Annotated in this window: 22 protein-coding genes; 20 read left to right on the top strand and 2 right to left on the bottom strand. The window is 64.1% G+C overall.

What is annotated here, in order from left to right:
* Positions 1–11: 11 nt before the first annotated feature.
* The 18 genes from thrB to ACOQFP_RS22120 all read left to right on the top strand — a co-directional run bounded on the left by thrB (position 12) and on the right by ACOQFP_RS22120 (position 17,304).
* On the top strand, positions 12–944 hold the full coding sequence (thrB, locus tag ACOQFP_RS22205; RefSeq protein WP_421585546.1) for a homoserine kinase: 933 nt from the start codon (positions 12–14) through the stop codon (positions 942–944).
* Between the two features lie 309 nt (positions 945–1,253).
* Complete coding sequence (gene rho / locus ACOQFP_RS22200) at positions 1,254–3,404, top strand: transcription termination factor Rho (RefSeq protein ID WP_421585545.1); 2,151 nt, start codon at positions 1,254–1,256, stop codon at positions 3,402–3,404.
* A 200-nt stretch (positions 3,405–3,604) separates the two neighbouring features.
* The gene (gene rpmE, locus ACOQFP_RS22195; RefSeq protein WP_008715081.1) at positions 3,605–3,838 is read left to right on the top strand and encodes a 50S ribosomal protein L31; all 234 of its coding nucleotides are present in this window, start codon (positions 3,605–3,607) and stop codon (positions 3,836–3,838) included.
* Positions 3,839–3,936: 98 nt separating this feature from the next.
* The gene (prfA, locus tag ACOQFP_RS22190; protein ID WP_206489458.1) at positions 3,937–5,013 is read left to right on the top strand and encodes a peptide chain release factor 1; all 1,077 of its coding nucleotides are present in this window, start codon (positions 3,937–3,939) and stop codon (positions 5,011–5,013) included.
* 107 nt (positions 5,014–5,120) lie between these two features.
* Positions 5,121–5,969 carry an SHOCT domain-containing protein gene (locus tag ACOQFP_RS22185; RefSeq protein WP_421585544.1) on the top strand — a complete coding sequence of 283 codons (849 nt, stop codon included), beginning with the start codon at positions 5,121–5,123 and terminating at the stop codon, positions 5,967–5,969.
* A gap of 34 nt (positions 5,970–6,003) precedes the next feature.
* Positions 6,004–6,888, top strand: a complete 885-nt coding sequence (prmC, locus tag ACOQFP_RS22180; protein ID WP_421585543.1) for a peptide chain release factor N(5)-glutamine methyltransferase — start codon at positions 6,004–6,006, stop codon at positions 6,886–6,888.
* Between the two features lie 66 nt (positions 6,889–6,954).
* Complete coding sequence (locus tag ACOQFP_RS22175) at positions 6,955–7,617, top strand: L-threonylcarbamoyladenylate synthase (protein WP_421585542.1); 663 nt, start codon at positions 6,955–6,957, stop codon at positions 7,615–7,617.
* Between the two features lie 18 nt (positions 7,618–7,635).
* Positions 7,636–8,844 carry a glycosyltransferase family 4 protein gene (locus ACOQFP_RS22170; RefSeq protein WP_421585541.1) on the top strand — a complete coding sequence of 403 codons (1,209 nt, stop codon included), beginning with the start codon at positions 7,636–7,638 and terminating at the stop codon, positions 8,842–8,844.
* A gap of 72 nt (positions 8,845–8,916) precedes the next feature.
* Positions 8,917–9,348, top strand: a complete 432-nt coding sequence (locus tag ACOQFP_RS22165) for a hypothetical protein (RefSeq protein ID WP_206489649.1) — start codon at positions 8,917–8,919, stop codon at positions 9,346–9,348.
* 305 nt (positions 9,349–9,653) lie between these two features.
* Positions 9,654–10,514 carry a F0F1 ATP synthase subunit A gene (gene atpB, locus ACOQFP_RS22160; RefSeq protein ID WP_421585540.1) on the top strand — a complete coding sequence of 287 codons (861 nt, stop codon included), beginning with the start codon at positions 9,654–9,656 and terminating at the stop codon, positions 10,512–10,514.
* Positions 10,515–10,592: 78 nt separating this feature from the next.
* Positions 10,593–10,832 carry an ATP synthase F0 subunit C gene (locus ACOQFP_RS22155; RefSeq protein WP_128645511.1) on the top strand — a complete coding sequence of 80 codons (240 nt, stop codon included), beginning with the start codon at positions 10,593–10,595 and terminating at the stop codon, positions 10,830–10,832.
* Positions 10,833–10,839: 7 nt separating this feature from the next.
* Entirely contained in the window at positions 10,840–11,403 is a 564-nt protein-coding gene (locus ACOQFP_RS22150) for a F0F1 ATP synthase subunit B (protein WP_206489453.1), read from the top strand.
* An 8-nt stretch (positions 11,404–11,411) separates the two neighbouring features.
* The gene (locus ACOQFP_RS22145; protein ID WP_421585539.1) at positions 11,412–12,239 is read left to right on the top strand and encodes a F0F1 ATP synthase subunit delta; all 828 of its coding nucleotides are present in this window, start codon (positions 11,412–11,414) and stop codon (positions 12,237–12,239) included.
* An 88-nt stretch (positions 12,240–12,327) separates the two neighbouring features.
* Positions 12,328–13,971 (top strand): F0F1 ATP synthase subunit alpha, encoded by a 1,644-nt coding sequence (atpA, locus tag ACOQFP_RS22140; RefSeq protein WP_206489451.1) that lies wholly within the window; start codon positions 12,328–12,330, stop codon positions 13,969–13,971.
* Positions 13,972–14,023: 52 nt separating this feature from the next.
* Positions 14,024–14,995: a F0F1 ATP synthase subunit gamma gene (locus ACOQFP_RS22135; RefSeq protein ID WP_206489450.1), complete on the top strand. Its 972-nt coding sequence runs from the start codon at positions 14,024–14,026 to the stop codon at positions 14,993–14,995.
* 3 nt (positions 14,996–14,998) lie between these two features.
* Positions 14,999–16,447 carry a F0F1 ATP synthase subunit beta gene (gene atpD, locus ACOQFP_RS22130; protein WP_094638681.1) on the top strand — a complete coding sequence of 483 codons (1,449 nt, stop codon included), beginning with the start codon at positions 14,999–15,001 and terminating at the stop codon, positions 16,445–16,447.
* A gap of 30 nt (positions 16,448–16,477) precedes the next feature.
* Entirely contained in the window at positions 16,478–16,837 is a 360-nt protein-coding gene (locus ACOQFP_RS22125) for a F0F1 ATP synthase subunit epsilon (RefSeq protein ID WP_206489647.1), read from the top strand.
* A gap of 29 nt (positions 16,838–16,866) precedes the next feature.
* Positions 16,867–17,304 carry a DUF2550 domain-containing protein gene (locus tag ACOQFP_RS22120; RefSeq protein ID WP_341244980.1) on the top strand — a complete coding sequence of 146 codons (438 nt, stop codon included), beginning with the start codon at positions 16,867–16,869 and terminating at the stop codon, positions 17,302–17,304.
* On the opposite strand, the gene ACOQFP_RS22115 is transcribed toward ACOQFP_RS22120, so the two are convergent.
* Positions 17,305–17,904: a cob(I)yrinic acid a,c-diamide adenosyltransferase gene (locus tag ACOQFP_RS22115; RefSeq protein ID WP_341244981.1), complete on the bottom strand. Its 600-nt coding sequence runs from the start codon at positions 17,902–17,904 to the stop codon at positions 17,305–17,307.
* A gap of 54 nt (positions 17,905–17,958) precedes the next feature.
* On the opposite strand from ACOQFP_RS22115, the gene murA reads away from it, so the two are divergent.
* On the top strand, positions 17,959–19,212 hold the full coding sequence (gene murA / locus ACOQFP_RS22110; protein ID WP_421585538.1) for a UDP-N-acetylglucosamine 1-carboxyvinyltransferase: 1,254 nt from the start codon (positions 17,959–17,961) through the stop codon (positions 19,210–19,212).
* Here murA and ACOQFP_RS22105 read toward each other — a convergent pair.
* Positions 19,205–20,608 carry a PLP-dependent aminotransferase family protein gene (locus ACOQFP_RS22105; protein ID WP_421585537.1) on the bottom strand — a complete coding sequence of 468 codons (1,404 nt, stop codon included), beginning with the start codon at positions 20,606–20,608 and terminating at the stop codon, positions 19,205–19,207. The genes murA and ACOQFP_RS22105 overlap by 8 nt on opposite strands.
* Positions 20,609–20,701: 93 nt before the next feature.
* On the opposite strand from ACOQFP_RS22105, the gene ACOQFP_RS22100 reads away from it, so the two are divergent.
* A complete protein-coding gene (locus ACOQFP_RS22100; protein ID WP_421585536.1) occupies positions 20,702–21,385 on the top strand; it encodes a pyridoxamine 5'-phosphate oxidase family protein in 684 nt (227 codons plus the stop codon).
* Positions 21,386–21,679: the final 294 nt, after the last annotated feature.

Genomic DNA, 21,679 nt, shown 5'->3' with positions numbered 1-21,679 from the left:
AATCTCCGGCTATGACGACGACACTCCCCATCGGACTCACGGTCACCGCGCGCGTCCCGGCGTCCAGTGCCAACATCGGACCCGGATTCGACAGTCTCGGAATTGCTTTGGGACTCTACGACGAGATCGAGGTCACGACCACCGCGTCGGGATTGCGGATCCACGTCGACGGCGAGGGCTCGGCGGATGTGCCGTGGGGGCCGACGCATCTCGTCGTGCGCGCCATCGAGCGGGGGCTCGAGGCGGCAGGAGTGTGGGCGGATGGCCTGGATATTCAGTGCCGCAACGTGATTCCCCATTCCAGAGGGCTCGGTTCATCGGCGTCGGCTGTGGTCGGAGGTCTGGCCGCCGCCAATGCGTTGGCGGCGAAGGTGGATCCGGAATCGACGTTGTCGCAGGCTCAGCTCGTTCAGCTCTCGTCGGAGTTCGAGGGTCATCCGGACAATGCGTCGGCAAGTTGTCTCGGCGGAGCGGTCGTGTCGTGGAGCGAGCCGCCCAATGCCAGTGTGACGGCGCGCAAGTACGCAGCTGTGCGGCTCGAGGTGCACCCGAGTATCACCGTCGTCGTGCTCGTTCCGTCCGAGCGCTCGTCCACCTCGCACACTCGGGGGCTGTTGCCGGAGTTGGTGCCTCACCGCGACGCGGCCTTCAACGTCAGCCGAAGTGCTCTCACGGTGGTGGCTCTCACCGAACGGCCGGACCTGCTGATGTCCGCGACCGAGGATCTGTTGCATCAAGGTCAACGGGCGCAGGCACTGCCCGACACCACCCGTTGGATCGCCCGCCTTCGGGCGCGATCCATCGCAGCCGTGGTCTCCGGTGCCGGACCGACGGTGATGGCGCTGTGTACCGAGCCGTTTCCGTCCGATCTGCGCGAGGCCGCAGCCGCCGAGGGGTGGCGGGTGCTCGACCTCGATGTCGCCGATGGGGTCACGATCAGGTGACAACCGGCGAGTAGGGTTCTTGCCGACTGGGGACAACGGCGCTATGGTGAACCCTGTCCGTACATCGTGCGCTTCAGACGCCGGTTTCGTCAGGGCATTCAGGTCGCTGTATTCGGGGGATTTCAGAACGTCCGAGTGATGTGACGCTCCTGACTCGATCCTCCCGTGGATATCTGCGGTCCCGGATCGACGGTGTCGTCGGCGGAGTGCGTCGAACATGAACGGCAATATCCGAGTTCGGCAGAATGTCGAGCTGCGGAACGAACCCTCGGCTGCGCATCGAGCGAGCGAGGGAAGGAAAGGACCTCCGTGACCGATACGGAACTCATCTCTGCGCCCGAGACGTCTCCCCGACGTGCAGGCTTGTCCGGAATGGTTCTCACCGAGCTGCGCAGCCTTGCCGGCGAACTCGGAATCAAGAGCATCTCCGGTATGCGCAAGGGCGATCTGATCGCAGCCATATCCGAGCGTCAGGCGGGTGCTGCGTCGACCAAGTCCAGTGCAGCCAAGTCCGATGCACCCAAGTCCGACGCGCCCAAGTCGCGTCGGGCTGCCGCGTCGACGCCTCCCGTCGAAGACAAACCTGCAGCCGAGGCTGCACCGGCCCCCGAGACCCCGTCTGCGGGCGGTTCCGAGGCGAACTCGGCCGATGCTTCCGACGCGGCCCCCGAGACCGGGCGTCGTGCACGTGGCCGCCGAGCTGCCGGCCGCCGGTCAGGTGCGCCCGATCAGCTTCCGCTCGACGGCAGTGGCGACTCGGCTGGAGCCGAGGCCGCCGCATCCGAGCGCCCAGCGTCGGATACTTCCGCTCCGTCCGAGAAGCCCGACGAGGCCGGCGACAACGCGGGCACCGAACGTCCACGGCGCAGCCGCGGCGAGCGGAACCGGCAGGACGGTTCCGACCGCGAACAGCGCGAGCCCGACGCCAACCGGGACAACTCGAACCGCGACAACTCCGGTCGCGACAACTCGAACCGTGAAAACGGCCGTAACCAGGGCGACCGGGACAATTCCGGCCGTAACCAGGGCGACCGGGACAACTCGAATCGCGACAACTCGAATCGCGACAACTCCGGCCGCGACAACTCGAACCGCGACAACGGCGGTCGAAACGGCCGCAACCGCAATCAGGGTGACGGACGAAACGAGGATCGCAACAACGGTCCCCGCGACAACCGCGACAACAACCAGGACGACGAGGGCGAGGGCCGGGGTCGGCGGGGCCGTCGGTTCCGTGAACGGCGTCGTGGTCGCGACCGCGGCGAAGGCAACGACGGCGGCGGACGCGAGCGCGATACCGAAATCCGCGAGGACGACGTCCTCCAGCCCGTCGCGGGCATCCTGGACGTTCTGGACAACTACGCGTTCGTCCGCACCTCGGGCTACCTGGCCGGCCCCAACGATGTCTACGTGTCGATGAACCTGGTTCGCAAGAACGGTCTTCGGCGCGGTGATGCGGTCACCGGCGCAGTTCGAGTGGCCCGCGAGGGGGAGCAGTCCAACCAGCGGCAGAAGTTCAACCCGCTCGTGCGCTTGGACACCGTCAACGGGCGCGAGGTCGAGGCCGCGCGTAAGCGTCCGGAGTTCGGCAAACTCACCCCGTTGTACCCCAACCAGCGGCTGCGCCTCGAGACTCAGCAGAACATCCTCACCACGCGCATCATCGACTTGGTGATGCCGATCGGCAAGGGGCAGCGTGCGCTGATCGTGAGCCCGCCGAAGGCCGGTAAGACCAGCGTTCTGCAGGCCATCGCCAATGCGATCGCCATCAACAACCCCGAGTGCTATCTGATGGTCATCCTCGTCGACGAGCGTCCAGAAGAAGTGACGGACATGCAGCGCAGCGTCAAGGGCGAGGTCATCGCGTCCACGTTCGACCGACCGCCGGGCGATCACACCGCGGTGGCGGAACTGGCGATCGAGCGCGCCAAGCGTCTGGTCGAGGCCGGCCAGGACGTGGTGGTTCTGCTCGACTCGATCACCCGTCTTGGACGCGCGTACAACAACAGCTCGCCTGCCTCCGGCCGGATCCTGTCCGGTGGTGTCGACTCGACAGCGCTCTACCCGCCGAAGCGCTTCCTCGGTGCCGCTCGAAACATCGAGCACGGTGGATCGTTGACCATCATCGCCACGGCCATGGTCGAAACCGGATCGACCGGCGACACCGTGATTTTCGAGGAGTTCAAGGGCACCGGCAACGCCGAGCTCAAGCTCGACCGCAAGATCGCCGAGCGGCGAGTGTTCCCGGCCGTCGACATCAATCCGTCGAGCACTCGACACGACGAATTGCTCCTTGCTCCCGACGAGGCGGCCGTGGTGCACAAGCTGCGGCGTGTGTTGTCCGGGCTCGACTCGCATCAAGCCATCGACCTGCTGGTCGACCGCTTGAAGAAGAGCAAGAACAACCTCGAGTTCCTGATGGAAGTATCGAAGACGGCTCCGGGCGGCATCAACGACTGACCGGCTTGTTCCCCGGCCGTTGCGTCCGGGGAACAACCTGGCCGGTGCCTGCGTTGTATGGATCTGTCGGCACAGAAGTACCGGCGATTAGCAGGTCAGATGCACGCTCTGGCATACTGAGCGGCCGAGTCCGGTTCCGGTTCACGTCTTCGATCGGCGAAGGCGACCCGGCGACCATTACAAAGAACGGTAAGGACACCATGAAGGCTGGAATTCACCCCGACTACACACTGACGACAGTCGTCTGTGGTTGCGGAAATACTTTCGAGACCCGAAGCACCACCGACAAAGAGCGCATCAGCGTCGAGGTCTGCTCGCAGTGCCACCCCTTCTACACCGGCAAGCAGAAGATCCTCGACACCGGCGGTCGCGTCGCACGCTTCGAGGCTCGCTACGGCAAGCGCGCCGGCAAGAAGGCCGACGCAGACAGCTAGCTGTTTCGCCGACGCCCGCCCTGTGAACACACAGGGCGGGCGTCGGCTTTTTTGTGTCCATTCCCAGTTGCACCGGCGTTCGAGAGTGAGTCATCAACATGGCGAGAACAATCAAGCCTTCGGCAATCGACGACATCCTCGCCGAACACTCCGGCCTCGAACAGCAACTCGCAGACCCCGCTCTGCACAACGACCCCGCCGCGGCACGCCGAGCAGGCAAGAGATTTGCCGAGCTCGCCCCGATCATGTCCGCGCACGCGAAGTTGACCTCCGCACAGGACGACCTCGACGCTGCACGTGAGTTGGCCGCCGACGATTCGTCGTTCGCGGCCGAGATTCCCGACCTGGAGGCGACGGTGGTGCAGCTGGAGCAGACTCTGACCGATCTGTTGGCACCGCGCGATCCGCACGACGGCGACGACATCGTGATGGAGGTCAAATCGGGTGAGGGCGGTGAGGAATCGGCGCTGTTCGCAGCCGATCTCGCGCGGATGTACGTGCGCTACGCAGAACGCCGTGGCTGGCGCGTCGAAGTGCTCGACGCGAACGTATCCGACCTGGGTGGATACAAGGATGCGACGCTGTCGATCAAGGCCAAGGACCCACTCGACGGCGTCTGGGCACGACTGAAGTTCGAGGGCGGCGTCCACCGCGTGCAGCGGGTGCCGGTCACCGAATCGCAGGGACGCGTGCACACCTCGGCAGCGGGCATTCTGGTGTACCCCGAGCCCGACGAAGTGGAAGAAGTCCAGATCGACGAAGCCGATCTGCGTATCGACGTCTACCGGTCGTCCGGCAAGGGCGGCCAGGGCGTCAACACAACCGACTCCGCCGTCCGGCTCACCCACCTGCCCACCGGCATCGTGGTGACCTGTCAGAACGAGCGCTCGCAGTTGCAGAACAAGGCGCGCGCGATGCAGGTGCTCGCCGCCCGGCTGCAGGCGGCTGCGGAAGAGGCAGCGGACGAAGAGGCCGCAGCAGGCCGGGCGAGTCAGGTGCGCACCGTGGACCGCTCGGAGCGGATCAGAACCTACAACTACCCCGAGAACCGCATCACCGACCACCGGATCGGCTTCAAAGCGCACAATCTCGATGCGGTGCTCGACGGTGAGATCGATGCATTGCTCGACGCGCTCGCCAAAGCAGACCGTGACGCCAGAATGCAGGCAGAGTAGCTGCGGCACAAGGCTTTACGGATTTCACCGGGTCGGTCCGCCGCTCGGTGCGATACCCTGGCGGCCAGGTTCGACCCCAGTACGAGCGCCCGAGAGGCACACCAGAAATGAACCAGGCCCTTACCCCCGCAGGCGAGAATGCCGTGTCCGAGCTGTCCTCGCGCTACGGCGTCTCGACCGATGCGGTCCGCACCATGCTCGACGCCGTCAACAACGGCCGCGGCACCATGGCGCAGTTCAACATTCCCGAGCTCGGTGGTAGCGGCCAATGGATGCGCGGCGGGATGACCATGGTCGGCAACATGTTCGACCACGGCCTCAAGGCGCGGGTCGACGGCCTGTGCCGTGATCTGTCCGAGGTGTTGTCGCAACATCAGGTGTACCCACCGAGGGACACCAGCGGCGGTTCGTTCGGCGGCAACTCGTTCGGCTCCGGTTCGTGGTGGCCGTCGGAGCTCGGTTCGCCGAGCTCGAGCGGTGGTCAGAACGGCTCGCAGTACGCGGTGTTCCCCTCGAGCAGGCGCCTCGCCGTGCTCTCGGGCGGCGAGTTGGCGGTGTACGACACGCTCGATCACTCCATCGGAGGAGTTCAGCAACAGCAGGGCGGCGGGCCGGGATCGCTGGAATTCACCAGCCAGTACGGCACGTTCAGTGCTGGAAGCTTGCCTCGGGTCGATCTGCACTCGACGGGAACCGGCCAGCAGATCCAGCCTGGGCCGCAGGTGTCCTCCCCGCCTCGGTCTTCGGCCCAGCAGTCTTCGGCCCCGCAGTCCTCGGCCCCGCAGTCTCCGAATCAGCCTGGCTCGAACCCGTCCGGGTCCGGTGACAACAACGCCGGAGCGAACATCTCCGATATCACTGCTGCGATCGAGGCTCTCGCCGGTCTGCATGCGAAGGGCTTTCTGACCGACGACGAATTCTTCTCGAAGAAAGCCGAGCTGCTCGGGCGGGTGTGAGTGGGCCTTCGGTAGCTCGTGGCAGTCTGTACATGTGAGCCGAAAGCCGTTACGCCTAGCCATCCTCGAAGCAACGTCTGTACTCGAGGAGGCAGGTGTGCCGAGTGCCAGGGTCGATGCGGAGCTACTTGCTGCGCACCTCGTCGGCGTCGATCGTGGCCGTCTCGGCCTGGTGCCCCTCGTCGAACCCGAGCTCGTCGAAGCGTATTTCCGTACCGTTGCTCAGCGCGCGAAACGCATTCCGCTGCAATACATCACCGGTAGAACCTCGCTGGGGAACATCGACGTGGAAGTCGGACCCGGCGTGTTCGTTCCGCGACCGGAAACCGAGTTGTTGTTGGCTTGGGCGTTGGCATTTCTCGAAAATGTCGATCATCATCCGCCGGTGATTCTCGATCTGTGCACGGGCTCAGGAGCGCTCGCCCTCGCCATCGCCAACGCTCGGCCCGACGCCGTCGTTCATGCCGTCGAACTCGATCCATCGGCGTTGGCATGGGCGCGGCGCAACGCCGATCTGCGCAGCGGCGAAGGCGATACTCCGATCACGCTGCACCACGGCGACGTCACAGCACGCGATGTGCTCACCGAACTCGACGGTGCAGTCGACATGATCGTCGCGAACCCGCCCTACATTCCCGAAGGAACCGATCTCGACCCAGAGGTGATCGATCACGATCCGCACATGGCGCTTTTCGGTGGTGCGGACGGACTGTCGGTCATCGAGCCGATGGTGCGCAATATTGCTCGCTGGCTACGGGTCGGCGGCGGAGTCGCGATCGAGCACGACGACACCAACGGGAGCGCCGTGGAAGCGCTGCTCTCGGCGCGGCGTGTGTTCACCGAGGTCACTGCCCATCCGGATCTGGCGGGCAGGCCCAGGTTCGTCGTCGCAACGAGGGCCCAACCGCCTTCGGCCTGATGGCGGGAGCGGCAGGCGGGCGGCACCTGACATCACTTCGTTACCGGAGGTGGAAGGATGGTGGCCGTGAGTACCGTTTACGACTGCCGTGAAGCCGATGCGCGCGCTGCCGGGTTGACCGCAGCCCGCGGTGCACTCAAGTCCGGCCGACTCATCGTGATGCCCACCGACACCCTCTACGGAATTGCGGCCGATGCCTTCGACGGCAGTTCCGTCACCGATTTGCTGCGTGCCAAGGGCCGCGGGCGCGATATGCCGGTCCCCGTACTCGTCGGCTCCTGGAGCACCATCGACGGCCTGGTCGCCGGCGTTCGGCCCAGAACCCGAGATCTGATACGCGCGTTCTGGCCCGGCGCATTGAGCATCGTCGTGCAACAGGCGCCGTCCTTGGCCTGGGATCTGGGCGACGCGCAGGGCACGGTGATGTTGCGTATGCCATTGCATCCGGTGGCTCTGGAGCTCCTGCGTGAGGTCGGACCGCTCGCTGTCTCGAGCGCCAACATCTCGGGCAGCCCGCCTGCCACCACTGTGGCCGAGGCTCGAGAGCAACTCGGTGGTTCTGCTGCGGTGTATTTGGACGGTGGAGCGGCCGAGCACGCGGTCGCGTCGACGATTGTCGATCTCACGAGTGATCGCGCCCGAATTCTTCGGGTCGGCGCCATTCCCACCGAAAAGATTGCCGAGGTTCTCGGTGTCACCGCCGAAAGCCTGGTCCCGGGGGCTTCCTGACATGACCGACCGTCCCGCATGAGCGGCGAGGTGCTTGCTCAGTCGAACTTGGGCGCAGGTGTTCCCATTCGTGAGCTGCTGCTGGTTTTCCTCACGGCTGCCGTGGTCACGTTCTTCGCCACCGGGGGAGTGAGAGTGGCGGCGATCAAGTTCGGGGCCGTGGCCGTTCCTCGTGATCGCGACGTCCACGTGCAGGCCACCCCCAGGCTCGGGGGAGTAGGAATGTACGCAGGCATGCTCGCCGCGCTGCTGTTCGCGTCACAGTTGCCGGCGTTGGCGCGTGGCTTCGACGTCGCATACAACCGCGACATTCCGGCGGCACTCGTCGCGGGCTTCGTGATCGTATTGGTCGGCGTCATCGACGACAGGTGGGGTCTGGATGCCCTGACCAAGTTCGTCGGCCAGGTGACCGCCGCCGGTGTACTGGTCATCATGGGCGTGAGCTGGGTGGTGCTGTACCAGCCGTGGGGCGGTGAGCCGGGGCAGCCGGGTACCACGCTCGTACTGGACCAGCTGCAAGCCGGATTGGTGACGGTGCTGATCACCGTCGTGATCGTCAACGCCATGAATTTCGTCGACGGTCTCGACGGGTTGGCGGCCGGGCTGGGGCTCATCTCCTCGGTGGCGATCTGCATCTTCTCGGTGGGACTGCTGCAGGAACAGGGCGGCGATGTCGGCGTCTACCCTCCCGCGTTGATCGCGGCAGCCCTGGCCGGTGCGTGCCTGGGGTTCCTGCCACACAATTTTCAGCCCGCACGCATTTTCATGGGTGATTCGGGCTCGATGCTCATCGGGCTGACGCTGGCCACGATCTCGACGAGCGCGTCGGGTCGGATTCCGCTCACGGCATACGGCCCGCGAGATCTGCTCGGACTCTTGTCGCCGATTCTGCTGGTCGGTGCCGTGATGCTCATCCCGATCCTCGACCTGTTGCTGGCTGTCATTCGTCGCACTCGGGCGGGTCGGAGCCCGTTCAGCCCGGACAAAATGCATCTGCACCATCGATTGCTACAGATCGGCCACTCGCATCGTCGGGTGGTGTTGGTGATCTACCTGTGGGTGGGAGTTCTCGCCTTCGGTGCGGTCGGTTCATCGCTGCTCGACCGGCGCATCGTCGTGCTGCTGGTCGCGGCGGGTCTCGTGTTCGCCCTGGTCGTCACCGCTGTGCCGACCTTGCGGGTGGATCGATCGCGCGGATTCGATCGTCCCAGCACTCGACGGCGCTGATTCGCTCTGCGATTCTCGGGCTCGTCCGGTCACTGGGTACTCTCGACAACTGTGACCTTCACCCCGCAGCCCATGCCCGACCAATTCGCGCCGCTCCGTGCCGCGGTCCGCTACGGCCTCATCGGCCTGGTGGTGTTGACGGTGGTGAGCCTCGGGATATCGGTTGCTGCTGCGGGAACACCGGGGTTGTGGGGTTCTCTCATCGGTCTGGCGATCGGTGGAGGATTCGTCATCACAACTGCATTGTCGGTGGCTCTGACCACGCGTTTTCCGGCCTCGGCAGTCGGAGCGCTGCTGCTCGGTGGATGGTTGGTCAAGATGGTCATCGCGTTGATCGTGCTCGTTGCACTCAAGGACGCAGACTTCTACAACAAGTACTCACTGGGGCTGACCATCTTGGGTGCTCTGGTGGCGGTCCTCGGTGCCGAAGTGTTCGGCGTCGTCAAGACCAAGGTCGCCTACGTCGACAGCGTTCCCGGTGACGGCACCACCGACAACACGTAGTACGACAAGGCGTCGTAATCGGTTAAGCTGAGGCCCGCCTACACAACGTCGTAGTTCTGTTGATAAAGTTTGCATCAAGCGGTGGGCAAGACCGGGACGAAAGAGACTTTTTCCCCGGACTCGACCCCCGCAGGTAGCAGTCAGCGTGAGCTTCCTTACAGTAGGCCCGGAGTCACCGACTTCGGCAACGTAAGGTTCTGCCCTGAGAGTTGCCGAGTCGACGTGAGTCGCCGACACCCGACAGACGCTTGGCCGATGAAGACCGGGCCTCAGCCTCTGACGATTGCGAGCCGATTTTCGTCGACTTGATAGATCGTCATTGTCCGATCGAACCGCAGTCGTCACCGGCTGCGGCCCGAACACGGGAGAGACCGCTGAGCGTCACCAACCTGGCTGCGGAGTTCCATCCGCCGTCACTATCCGATTTCTTTCCTCCCGCGGTGCTGTTCGAGGGAACCCCGTTCGAGCTCGACCGACTGATGCTCATTCGCATCCTGATGTCGGCGCTGCTGATCGTCTTCATGCTGATCGCCTTGCGCAGCCCCAAGATCGTTCCTCGTGGAGTCCAGAACGTCGCCGAGATCGCTCTCGACTTCGTCCGGATCCACGTCGCGGAGGACGTGCTCGGTAAGGAACAGGGACGTCGATTCCTGCCTGTCATCATGACGATCTTCTTCACGGTGTTCGCGTTGAATCTCAGTGCGATCATTCCGTTCCTGAACATCTCGTCCAACGCCCGAATCGGGCTGCCGATCGTGCTGGCCGCGGTCGCATACGTCGCCTTCGTGTACGCCGGTGTCAAGAAGTTCGGCCTCGGCAAGTTCGTCAAGGGCACGATCGTCATCCCCGGCATCCCGCCGGCCATGCACGTGCTGCTGATCCCGCTCGAGTTCATCTCGAACTTCGTCCTTCGCCCGTTCACGCTGACGGTGCGTCTGCTGGCCAACATGCTCGCCGGCCACATCATGCTCGTGCTGTTCTTCAGTGCCACGCAGTTCTTCCTCTTCGAGGCCTCCGCAGGCCTGAAGATCTTCGCTGCACCCTCGTTGATCATGGGCTTCCTGTTCACCATGTTCGAGATGCTGGTGATCTTCCTACAGGCGTACATCTTCGCGCTGCTCACGGCGATCTACATCGATCTGTCGCTGCACGCCGACTCGCACTGACCGACCAACCGACCGAACCAGCTACACCGCCACCTCCGACACCCGGATGTGGACCGAAGAAAGGGAACGGAAAACCCAATGAGCCTTGAAGTTCTGGCCCAGGCGCAGGAAATCAACGCCACCGGATACGGCGCCATCGGCTACGGCCTTGCAGCGATCGGCGGCGGTATCGGCCTCGGCCTCGTCGTCGCCAAGAACATGGAAGCCACCGCTCGCCAGCCCGAGCTGGCCGGTCAGCTCCGTACGACCATGTTCCTCGGCATCGCATTCACCGAGTCCCTCGCCCTGATCGGCCTCGTTGCCGGCTTCATTCTCTGAGAGCGCGATGACAAACGCGATTGAGCTGCTGGCAGCGGAGGGTGAGGGAGACTACAACCCGCTGCTGCCCGCAACATACGACATCGTTTGGTCGCTCGTCTGTGTCGCCGTCATCGGTTTCCTCTTCTGGAAGTACGTGGTTCCGCGTTTTCAGACGGTCCTCTCCGAGCGTTCGGAGCTGATCGAGGGTGGAATCAAGAAGGCCGAGCAGGCACAGGCCGAGGCCAAGGCTGCTCTCGAGCAGTACCACGCTCAGCTGGCCGACGCTCGCTCCGAGGCCGCGCAGATCCGTGAGGAAGCGCGTACCCAGGGGCAGGCGATTCTGGCCGAGATGAAGGAAAAGGCGCAGGAAGAAAGCGACCGGATCGTGGCCGCCGGTCACAGTCAGCTCGTTGCCCAGCGTCAGCAGATCGTCACCGAGCTTCGTGGAGATCTGGGACGCACGGCCGTCGAACTCGCAGAGAAGGTCATCGGAGAGCAGCTGTCCGACGACGCGAAGCGATCCAGTTCGATCGATCGCTTCCTCAATGAGCTGGATTCCGTCACCGCGGACTCCGCAGCCGGAAAGTGAGTCGGACCATGTACGCAACCTCTCGTGAGGCGCTCGCCCGCACGCGGTCGGCTGCCGACGAAGCTCTGGGATCCGCGTCGGGAGGCGAGGCGACAGCCGTCGCTGCGCAGACCGGTACCGAGTTGTTCGCCGTCGTCGAGACACTCGACGCGCAGCGCACGTTGCGTACCGCCCTGTCCGATTCGTCGGTCGAGGGCGCTCGGCGAAGCGATCTGGCCGGAGAGGTCTTCTCCGGCCAGGTGTCCGATGTGACGGCGACGATCGTCAAAGCTGCGGCCGGTCAAAACTGGTCCACGGCTCGCGACCTGCTGAACTCTCTCGTCGAGCTGGGGCGTGAGGCCTTGCTGCGCGCCGCAGCAGATCAGGATCAGCTGGACACGGTCGAGGATGAGTTGTTCCGGCTCGGACGCATCGTGGCGGCCAACCCGCAGCTCGAACAGGCACTGTCGGATCGCTCGAAGCCGTCACAGGCCAAGCGTGAACTGCTCGGTCGCCTGCTCTACGGCAAGGTCACCGCGGTCACGGAGGCGTTGGCAGTTCAGGCTGTGACGCGTCCGCGCAAGACGGCTCCGGCCGATGTGCTGAACGAACTCGCCGATCTGGCTGCACAGCAGCGCGATCGGGCAGTCGCTCACGTACGTAGCGCAGCCCCGCTGAACGAGAGCCAGCTCGAGAAGCTGACCGCAACCTTGACCCGTACCTACGGCAAGCAGATCACGGTGCACGTAGAGGTCGATACCGAACTGCTCAGCGGACTTGTCGTTCGTATCGGCGACGAGGTCATCGACGGTAGCGGGGCAGGTCGCCTCGCTGCATTGCGAAAGACGCTCAAATAGTCCGACACGGACACAGTAACGAGAAGAAGCGTCTCGACTTTCGAGACATTTCACCCCGCGATCATTTGAAGGAAGAGCAGGAAACACTATGGCGGAGCTGACGATCTCCTCCGACGAGATCCGTAGCGCGATCGATAACTTCACCGCGAGCTACTCACCGGAGTCTTCCCGCGAGGAGGTCGGCACGGTTACGGACACGAGCGACGGAATCGCTCACGTGTCCGGATTGCCGTCGGCGATGTCCAACGAACTCCTGGAATTTCCTGGGGGAGTCCTCGGTGTCGCGCTGAACCTGGATGCCACCGAGATCGGTGCCGTTGTCCTCGGTGACTACGAGCACATCGAAGAGGGCCAGGAAGTCAAGCGCACCGGAGACGTGCTGTCGGTCCCCGTGGGCGACGGCTATCTCGGTCGCGTCGTGGACCCCCTCGGCAAGCCCATCGACGGACTCGGCGATATCGAGTCCTCCGAGACCCGCGCCCTCGAATTGCAGGCAGCGTCGGTGCTCGAGCGCCAGCCCGTCGAGGAGCCGCTGCAGACCGGCATCAAGGCCATCGACGCCATGACCCCGATCGGACGCGGCCAGCGTCAGCTCATCATCGGCGACCGCAAGACCGGCAAGACCGCGGTCTGCGTCGATGCGATCTTGAACCAGAAGGCCAACTGGGAGAGCGGCGACGAGAAGAAGCAGGTTCGCTGCATCTACGTCGCCATCGGCCAGAAGGGCTCCACGATTGCAGGCGTCAAGGCTGCACTCGAAGAGCGCGGCGCACTCGAATACACCACCATCGTTGCTGCTCCCGCCTCGGACTCCGCCGGCTTCAAGTGGCTCGCCCCGTACACCGGCTCGGCCATCGGCCAGCACTGGATGTACCAGGGTAAGCACGTCCTGATCGTGTTCGACGACCTGACCAAGCAGGCCGAGGCCTACCGTGCCATCTCGCTGCTGCTGCGTCGCCCGCCGGGCCGCGAGGCATACCCCGGTGACGTCTTCTACCTGCACTCCCGTCTGCTGGAGCGTTCGGCGAAGCTCTCCGACGAGCTCGGTGGCGGATCGTTGACGGCACTGCCGATCATCGAGACCAAGGCCAACGACGTCTCGGCGTACATCCCGACCAACGTCATCTCCATCACCGACGGCCAGGTCTTCCTCGAGTCGGACCTGTTCAACAAGGGCGTTCGACCGGCCATCAACGTCGGTATCTCGGTGTCCCGAGTCGGTGGCGCTGCGCAGACCAAGGGCATGAAGAAGGTCTCCGGATCCCTCCGTCTCGAGCTCGCTCAGTTCCGCGAGCTGGAAGCCTTCTCGGCGTTCGCATCCGATCTCGACGCGGCCTCCAAGGCGCAGCTCGAGCGCGGCGCACGCCTGGTGGAGCTGCTCAAGCAGGATCAGTACTCGCCGGTTGCCGTCGAGGATCAGATCGTGTCGATCTGGCTCGCGGGCCAGGGCACGTTCGACTCGGTGCCGGTCGGTGACGTCCGCCGTTTCGAGACCGAGCTGCTCGAGGACCTGCACCGCAACGCAAGCGGCGTGTACGACAGCATCGCCGGTGGCAAGGCGCTCGACGAGGACAACCAGAAGGCGCTCGTCGAGGCGACCGACAAGTTCAAGGCCGGATTCGTCGACTCGGAGGGTAACCGTGTCGTCAACGAGGCGGAGGCGGACACCCTCGACGCCGACGAGGTCAGCCAGGAGCAGGTCAACGTCACCCGCAAGACAGTCAGCAAGTAGGCCGGCGATGACAGGTGACACCACGAGCACAGAAGGGAGCGTGAACAGCTAGATGGCAAGCATTCTCGAGCTTCGCTCCCGCATCAAGTCGGTCAACTCGACCAAGAAGATCACCAAGGCGCAAGAGCTGATCGCCACGTCGCGGATCACCAAAGCTCAGGCCCGTGTTGCTGCGTCCAAGCCGTACGCGGAAGAGATCACCAAGGTGCTCTCCGCGTTGGCAAGTGCATCGAGTGCGCTCGACCACCCGCTGCTCAACGAGCGGGCCGAGCCCAAGCGCGCTGCGGTTCTGGTCGTGACCAGTGACCGCGGCATGTGCGGCGGCTACAACTCCAACGTCCTCAAGGAGTCCGAGGAGCTGTTCCAGCTGCTTCGCTCCGAGGGCAAGGATCCGGTCATCTACGTGTTGGGTGCCAAAGGTCTCGGCTACTACACGTTCCGTGAGCGCGATGTGAAAGGCTCCTGGACCGGCTTTTCCCAGGAGCCCGGCTACGCCGACGCGGCCAAGGCCAGCAAGCATCTGGTCGAGCTGTTCATGGCCGGTTCGGGTACCGAGGTCGACGCCCCCAACGGTGAAGGCACCGTCGAGGGCGTGGACGAGCTGCATATCGTCTACACCCGGTTCGTGTCGATGCTGACGCAGAAGCCGGAAGTTCGCCGGATGGCTCCGTTGGAGATCTCGTACACCGACGAGGAGATCAAAAAGGGACCGGACGGGCTGACGGATGCACCCGATGCGGACATCCAGGCACAGTACGAGTTCGAGCCGGAAGCGGGAACGTTGCTCTCGGCCCTGCTCCCGAAGTACATCAGCACCCGGATCTATGCATCGTTGCTCGATGCTGCAGCGTCGGAGTCCGCGGCGCGTCGTACCGCCATGAAGGCAGCGACGGACAACGCGAACGAATTGGTCGAGACCTTGAGCCGTCAGGCCAACCAGGCTCGGCAGGCCCAGATCACCCAGGAAATCAGCGAAATCGTCGGTGGCGCCAACGCGTTGGCCGACAGCGCAGGAAGTGACTAAGCAATGACCGCAGCAGTAGCCCAAGAGAACGCGAGCGGAGCGGACACACAGTCCGGCCGTGTCGTTCGGGTCATCGGCCCCGTTGTGGACGTCGAGTTCCCGCGCGGCTCGATTCCCGCACTGTTCAATGCCCTCAACGCAGAGATCACTCTGCCGACCGTGGCCAAGACCCTGACGCTCGAGGTCGCACAGCACCTCGGCGACAACTTGGTTCGCACCATCTCGATGCAGCCCACCGACGGCCTCGTCCGCGGCACGGCCGTCATCGACTCCGGCAAGCCGATCTCGGTTCCCGTCGGCGATGTCGTCAAGGGCCACGTGTTCAATGCCCTCGGTGACTGCCTGGACACCCCAGGACTCGGCCGCGACGGCGAGCAGTGGGGCATCCACCGGAAGCCACCAGCCTTCGATCAGCTCGAAGGCAAGACCGAGATCCTCGAGACCGGCATCAAGGTCATCGACCTGCTGACGCCGTACGTCAAGGGCGGAAAGATCGGTCTGTTCGGCGGTGCAGGCGTCGGCAAGACCGTGCTGATTCAGGAAATGATCACGCGTATCGCACGCGAGTTCTCGGGCACCTCGGTGTTCGCAGGAGTCGGCGAGCGTACTCGTGAGGGCACCGACCTTCACCTCGAGATGGAAGAGATGGGCGTCCTCCAGGACACCGCCCTCGTCTTCGGTCAGATGGACGAGCCGCCCGGCACCCGTATGCGCGTGGCGTTGTCGGCACTGACCATGGCGGAGTACTTCCGCGATGTTCAGGGACAGGACGTTCTGCTGTTCATCGACAACATCTTCCGCTTCACCCAGGCCGGTTCGGAGGTATCGACCCTTCTCGGGCGTATGCCGTCTGCCGTCGGTTACCAGCCCACCCTGGCGGACGAGATGGGTGAGCTCCAGGAGCGCATCACCTCGACCCGTGGCCGCTCGATCACCTCGCTGCAGGCGATCTACGTCCCCGCCGACGACTACACCGACCCGGCTCCGGCCACGACGTTCGCGCACCTCGATGCGACGACCGAGCTGTCGCGTCCGATCTCGCAGATGGGTATCTACCCCGCTGTGGACCCGCTGAGCTCGACCTCGCGCATCCTCGAGCCCGGCATCGTCGGTGCCGAGCACTTCCGCGTGGCCAACGAGGTCAAGCGCATCCTGCAGAAGTACAAGGAGCTGCAGGACATCATCGCCATCCTCGGCATGGACGAGCTTCAGGAAGAGGACAAGGTTCTGGTCGGCCGCGCACGCCGTCTCCAGAAGTTCCTCGGCCAGAACTTCATCGTTGCCGAGAAGTTCACCGGCGAGGCCGGTTCGGTCGTGTCCCTCTCGGACACCATCGAGGCGTTCGACAAGGTCACCAAGGGTGAGTACGACCACCTTCCCGAGCAGGCCTTCAACAGCTGCGGTGGTCTCGACGACGTCGAGGCGGCCGCGAAGAAGATGGCCGGAAAGTAGACCGACGTGACTTCTTCCGAGAAGAGCGGCATGGAGGTCTCTCTGGTCGCTGTGGAGCAAAAGCTGTGGTCCGGTACCGCGACCATCGTCAGCGCTCAGACCACCGAAGGTGAGATCGGCATCATGGTCGGCCACGAGCCCGTCCTCGGGCAGTTGATCGAGGGCGGCACGGTGTCGATCACGACCACGGACGGCGAGAAGCTCATTGCGGCCGTCCACGGTGGATTCCTGTCGGTGACGGGCAAGACGGTCACCGTGCTGGCAGAATCGGCCGATTTCGCCGACGACATCGATGTCGAGGCGGCACGGGCCGTAGTGGCAGAGAACGGTGACGACCTCGAGGCCATCGCTGTGGCCAAGGGTCGTATCCGCGCTGTCGAGCGGTCCTAGGTTCACGAGAAGCCGCGACGAGACCTGCGATGCACATCGGATTGATTGTTCTGATCATTCTGGTTGTGCTGCTCGCGGGGCTCGTCGCGGCTTTTGCGTACCGCCTGATGGTTCTGCGACGTGGGGGCACCGCAGCGATCATGCGGGTGTTGCCTTCCGAGGGTGGCACCGGCTGGCGGCACGGCATCATTCGCTACGGCGACAACACACTCGTGTTCTTCAAACTGTCGAGTTTGCGTCCGGGCCCGGATCATCGGCTGGGTCGCCAGGATATTCACGTAGGGGATAGACGGTCCCCACGGGATACCGAATTCGACATCATGACAGCCGACATCGCTGTATTGGAACTGTCCGGCAGCGGAAAGCAGTACGAGATCGCGCTGGACAGAAGTGCACTGACCGCGTTCCTGTCCTGGGTCGAGTCTCGGCCCTCCGGACGCTCGCGACGCCCCCGTCCGGCGGTCTGATCAGGAGTTCTCGGTGGGCCCGCTGGATGTACGGCTCGATCCGGGAACCCACTGAACATCGCCGTCCGGATTGGCGTATCGGCTCAGAATGAACAGCAGGTCAGACAGACGGTTGAGGTATTTCGCCGGCAACTCGCTCGTCGTCTCCGGACTCGCGTGCACCGCAGCCCAGGCCGACCGTTCTGCGCGTCTGGCCACCGTTCGAGACACGTGCAGCAGCGCACCCAATGGCGTTCCCCCCGGCAGGATGAACGATGTCAGCGCGGGGAGGTCTTCGTTGAATTCGTCGCACCAGCCTTCGATGCGGTCGATGTAGCTCTGGTCGATCCGCAGCGGTGGGTACTGCGGATTCTCGACTACCGGGGTCGACAGATCGGCCCCCGCGTCGAACAGATCGCTCTGGATCGTCCGGATCACGGACTGCACCGATTCTGGCGGATTGCCCAGTGCCAGTACGACTCCGAGACTCGCATTGGTCTCGTCGCAATCTGCGTAGGCAACCAGTCGTTGGTCGTTCTTGGACACCCGCGAGAAGTCGCTGAGGCCGGTCGTTCCGTCGTCGCCGGTTCGCGTGTAGATGCGAGTGAGATGAACTGCCATGGCCGCTACGGTACCGCGCGGGTGTCGGCCGGTCCCGCTGGCTACTCTGTCGAAGTGAGTGAACGCTTTTTGGTCAACGGTGGTAACCGCCTCGTCGGTGAGGTGTCGGTCGGTGGTGCGAAAAACAGCGTCCTCAAATTGATGGCCGCGGCGCTGCTCGCCGAAGGAACCAGCACGATCACCAATTGCCCCGACATCCTGGATGTGCCGCTCATGGCCGAGGTGTTGCGCGGGCTCGGCTGCGAGGTCGTGCTGGAAGGTTCGGTCGTTCACATAACAACGCCTGCCATGCCGAAATATCACGCCGATTTTGCGGCCGTTCGGCAGTTCCGGGCGTCGGTATGCGTTCTGGGTCCGCTGGTCGCGCGCTGCAAGAGAGCCGTCGTAGCTCTACCCGGCGGCGATGCGATCGGCTCGCGCCCACTCGACATGCACCAGTCCGGACTGCAATTGCTGGGAGCGCGCAGCGAAATTCAGCACGGGTGTGTCGTGGCAGAAGCAGACGAACTACGGGGTGCGAACATCAGGCTGGCTTTTCCGTCCGTCGGAGCCACCGAGAACATTCTGATGGCCGCAGTACTCGCCACAGGCGAGACGGTCATCGACAACGCCGCCCGCGAACCGGACATCGTCGACGTGTGCAACATGCTCAACGAGATGGGTGCCGATGTTCGCGGCGCGGGTACCTCGACCCTGACCATCCGTGGTGTCAGCGCGCTGAAGCCGACGACTCACCGGGTGATCGGTGATCGAATCGTGGCCGCTACGTGGGGCATCGCGGCCGCTATGACGCGGGGTGACGTGCGTGTGCGCGGGGTGAACCCGAAGCATCTGTCGCTGGTACTGGACAAGTTGCGATCTGCTGGTGCCGAGGTGAGCAGCGAACCGGACGGTTTCCGCGTCGTTCAGCACGAGCGTCCACGGGCAGTGAACTTTGCGACCCTCCCGTATCCGGGTTTCCCCACCGATCTTCAGCCGATGGCGATTGGACTCGCGACCGTCGCAGACGGGACGTCGATGATCACCGAGAACGTGTTCGAGGCCCGGTTCCGGTTCGTCGAGGAAATGATCCGACTCGGCGCCGACGCTCGTACCGATGGCCACCATGCCGTGGTGCGGGGTGTGCCGCAGCTTTCCAGCGCGCCGGTGTGGTCCTCCGACATTCGGGCCGGGGCCGGTCTGGTGCTTGCGGGGCTCGTCGCGGACGGTACGACCGAGGTGCACGATGTGTTCCACATCGACAGGGGCTATCCACGATTCGTGGAGAATCTGACTGCTCTCGGAGGGAGCATCGAACGGGTCAGCTGACCGATCTGTCGTGGAGAGCGTCGACCAACACTTGTAGTGCGCGCTCGAATTGATCCTCCGCCAGAGCCCCGTAGCCGACGACGATTCCGCCGTCCGAAGTCGGCGAGCGGGTCGAGTGCGCGAGAGTGGGCAGGTCGACCCCGTTGTCGGCACATACGGCTGCAATCTCGCGTGCGACGGCGGGATCGAGTACGAGCACTGTGTGCAGACCGGCACCGACGCCCCGAAGTTCGCCGAATCGTGAGAGCGCGGCGGCAACAACGCGATCACGCGCTCGATAGATCCGACGTGCAGCGCGTACGGATCGGTCCCATTCGCCGTCGCGCAGCAGGGCTGTCATGGCGTGCTGGATGGGAACCGATGGGTGGTCGCCGATCGCGCGTCGCGTTTCGGTGATGCGATCGACCAATGTCGGGGGAGCGACCATCCATCCCAACCGCACACCGGCACCCAAGGTCTTCGAAACGGTGCCCAGGTAGACGGCACGGTCCGGAACGAGTTCAGTCACTGTGGGTAAAGGTGCTATGCCGTAACGGAATTCGGAATCGTAATCGTCCTCGATGATGGTCGATCCGGTCTGTCGTGCCCAGTCTGCCAATGCACGCCGGCGACCGATGGGCATGAGTCCGCCGGTGGGGTACTGATGTGACGGGGTGACGTAGACGGCGGGTGTGCCGCGAGGCGCCGATCGGAGCCTTTCGATGACGAGGCCCTCGCGATCGACAGGGACATCGTGAACGGCCCAACCACGATGCGCCGCGAGAGCGGCGGCCGCTCGATATCCTGGATTCTCCAGTGCTAGAACGTGTTCGACGCAATCAGTCGTCGACAGGGCGCCGAGCGCCAGATCGAGACCGTGAATGCTGCCGGTGGTGACGACGATCGAATCCGGGTCGGTGTGCAGTCCACGCGTACGTCCCAGCAGATCCGCGATGCGACGTCTCAGTTCGAGCGAGCCTGCCGGATCGGGATAGGCACCCGGCGGAGGCGCAGTGCCGACATCGCGCCAGGCCCGCCTCCACGCCTCGGACGCTCGGGGTGGAGTCCACGGTATTCCCGGGCGCAGCGAAATTCGCTCCGAAGGGAGAGGGGTGTGCGGGGTTCGGCGTGAAGTGCGGCGTGACCGAACTGCATGCGGAATGTCTCGAACGTAGGTTCCCGATCCGCGGCGTGCGTCGAGCCATCCCTCGGCGATCAACTGTTCGTACGCTTTCTCCGCTACCGCTCGAGCCAAGCCGAGTTCGTCGGAAAGTGCTCTGGTACTGGGTAATCGGGCACCCGGCACGAGGGCTCCGCGATCGATGGCCGCACGGATTCCATCGGCCACCTGAACGGGCAGCGTTCGCCGGTCGGACCGATCGACGGCTACGGACAGTGAGTTCGGTGGCATTCCCATCGAACGATCCCCGTTCCGGCCCGGTAAGTGGCCTAGCTATTTTCTTCAATATTGGACCGTGACAGAAAGCCACATGCGGTCCATCGTAAGAGCATGACCGATGACGAGCTGCTGCTGTCCCCGACGCCCAGAACCACAGTGATCCGGGGTCGGCATCGCGCACAGCAGGAGCGGGCGGCGCTGCTCGATGTTCTTCGCTCTGCGCGCTTCTGCCATATCGGTGTGGTGGTGGATCATCTTCCGCGCGTGCTTCCGACGGTGTTCGGCGTGGATCCGGAGGGTCCGGACCGGGCCGGCACCCTGTATCTCCATGGTTCGGTGGCCTCGCGAAGCCTGGTGGAGGCTCCGACGCAGGACATCTGTGTGACGGTGACGGTCGTCGATGGCCTGGTCCTGGCGCGTTCGGCGTTTCATCACTCGATGAACTATCGAAGTGCCGTTGTCGTGGGTCGGCCACGTCGAGTCGCGGACGAGGACGAGCGCATACGCGCGTTGGACGCGATCGTCGATCAGGTCGTTCCTGGGAGGAGTGCGCACCTGCGGGCGCATTCCAGAAAGGAACTTGCGGCGACCAGCGTGCTGGCGCTTCCGCTGTACGAAGCCTCGGTGAAGGCACGTGCCGGCGGACCGATCGACGATGACTCCGACGTTGCCGCCGGGGGAGTGTGGGCCGGAGTAGTTCCGATCGGTGAAAGCCTCGGGCGGGCAGAACGTGCCGATGATGTAGAACCGCACCTGGTAGAGCCGGATCATGTCGCCGCGTTGGCGCGCGCCTGAAACCCGATTCTCCGGCGTTTCGCGAAATATGGCTGGCGTCACACGGCAGGATCTGTTCGCGTGGCGGAGCAGACGGGCGCACATACGCGCTCGGACCTGCGCATATGCCGTCGACAGCCGGATTCACCAGCCGATTTGCGCGGGTGGGGTCGGTCGCGTAACTTTTGTCGAGTCAGAGCGACGGACACCGACCCGGTCTTGGTTGATTGGGTGAACGAGGTTGGACGTGTGGCTTGGCAGGTTGTATCCCCCAAGAGTCGGGCCTTGTGTCCGAGACCAAGCTGGGATAGGCTG

The organism is Rhodococcus sp. MALMAid1271, assembly GCF_049195265.1.
Taxonomy (GTDB): Bacteria; Actinomycetota; Actinomycetes; order Mycobacteriales; family Mycobacteriaceae; genus Rhodococcoides.
The sequence above is the reverse complement of the archived record's forward strand: the minus strand, read 5'-3'. Positions and strand labels throughout refer to the sequence as shown.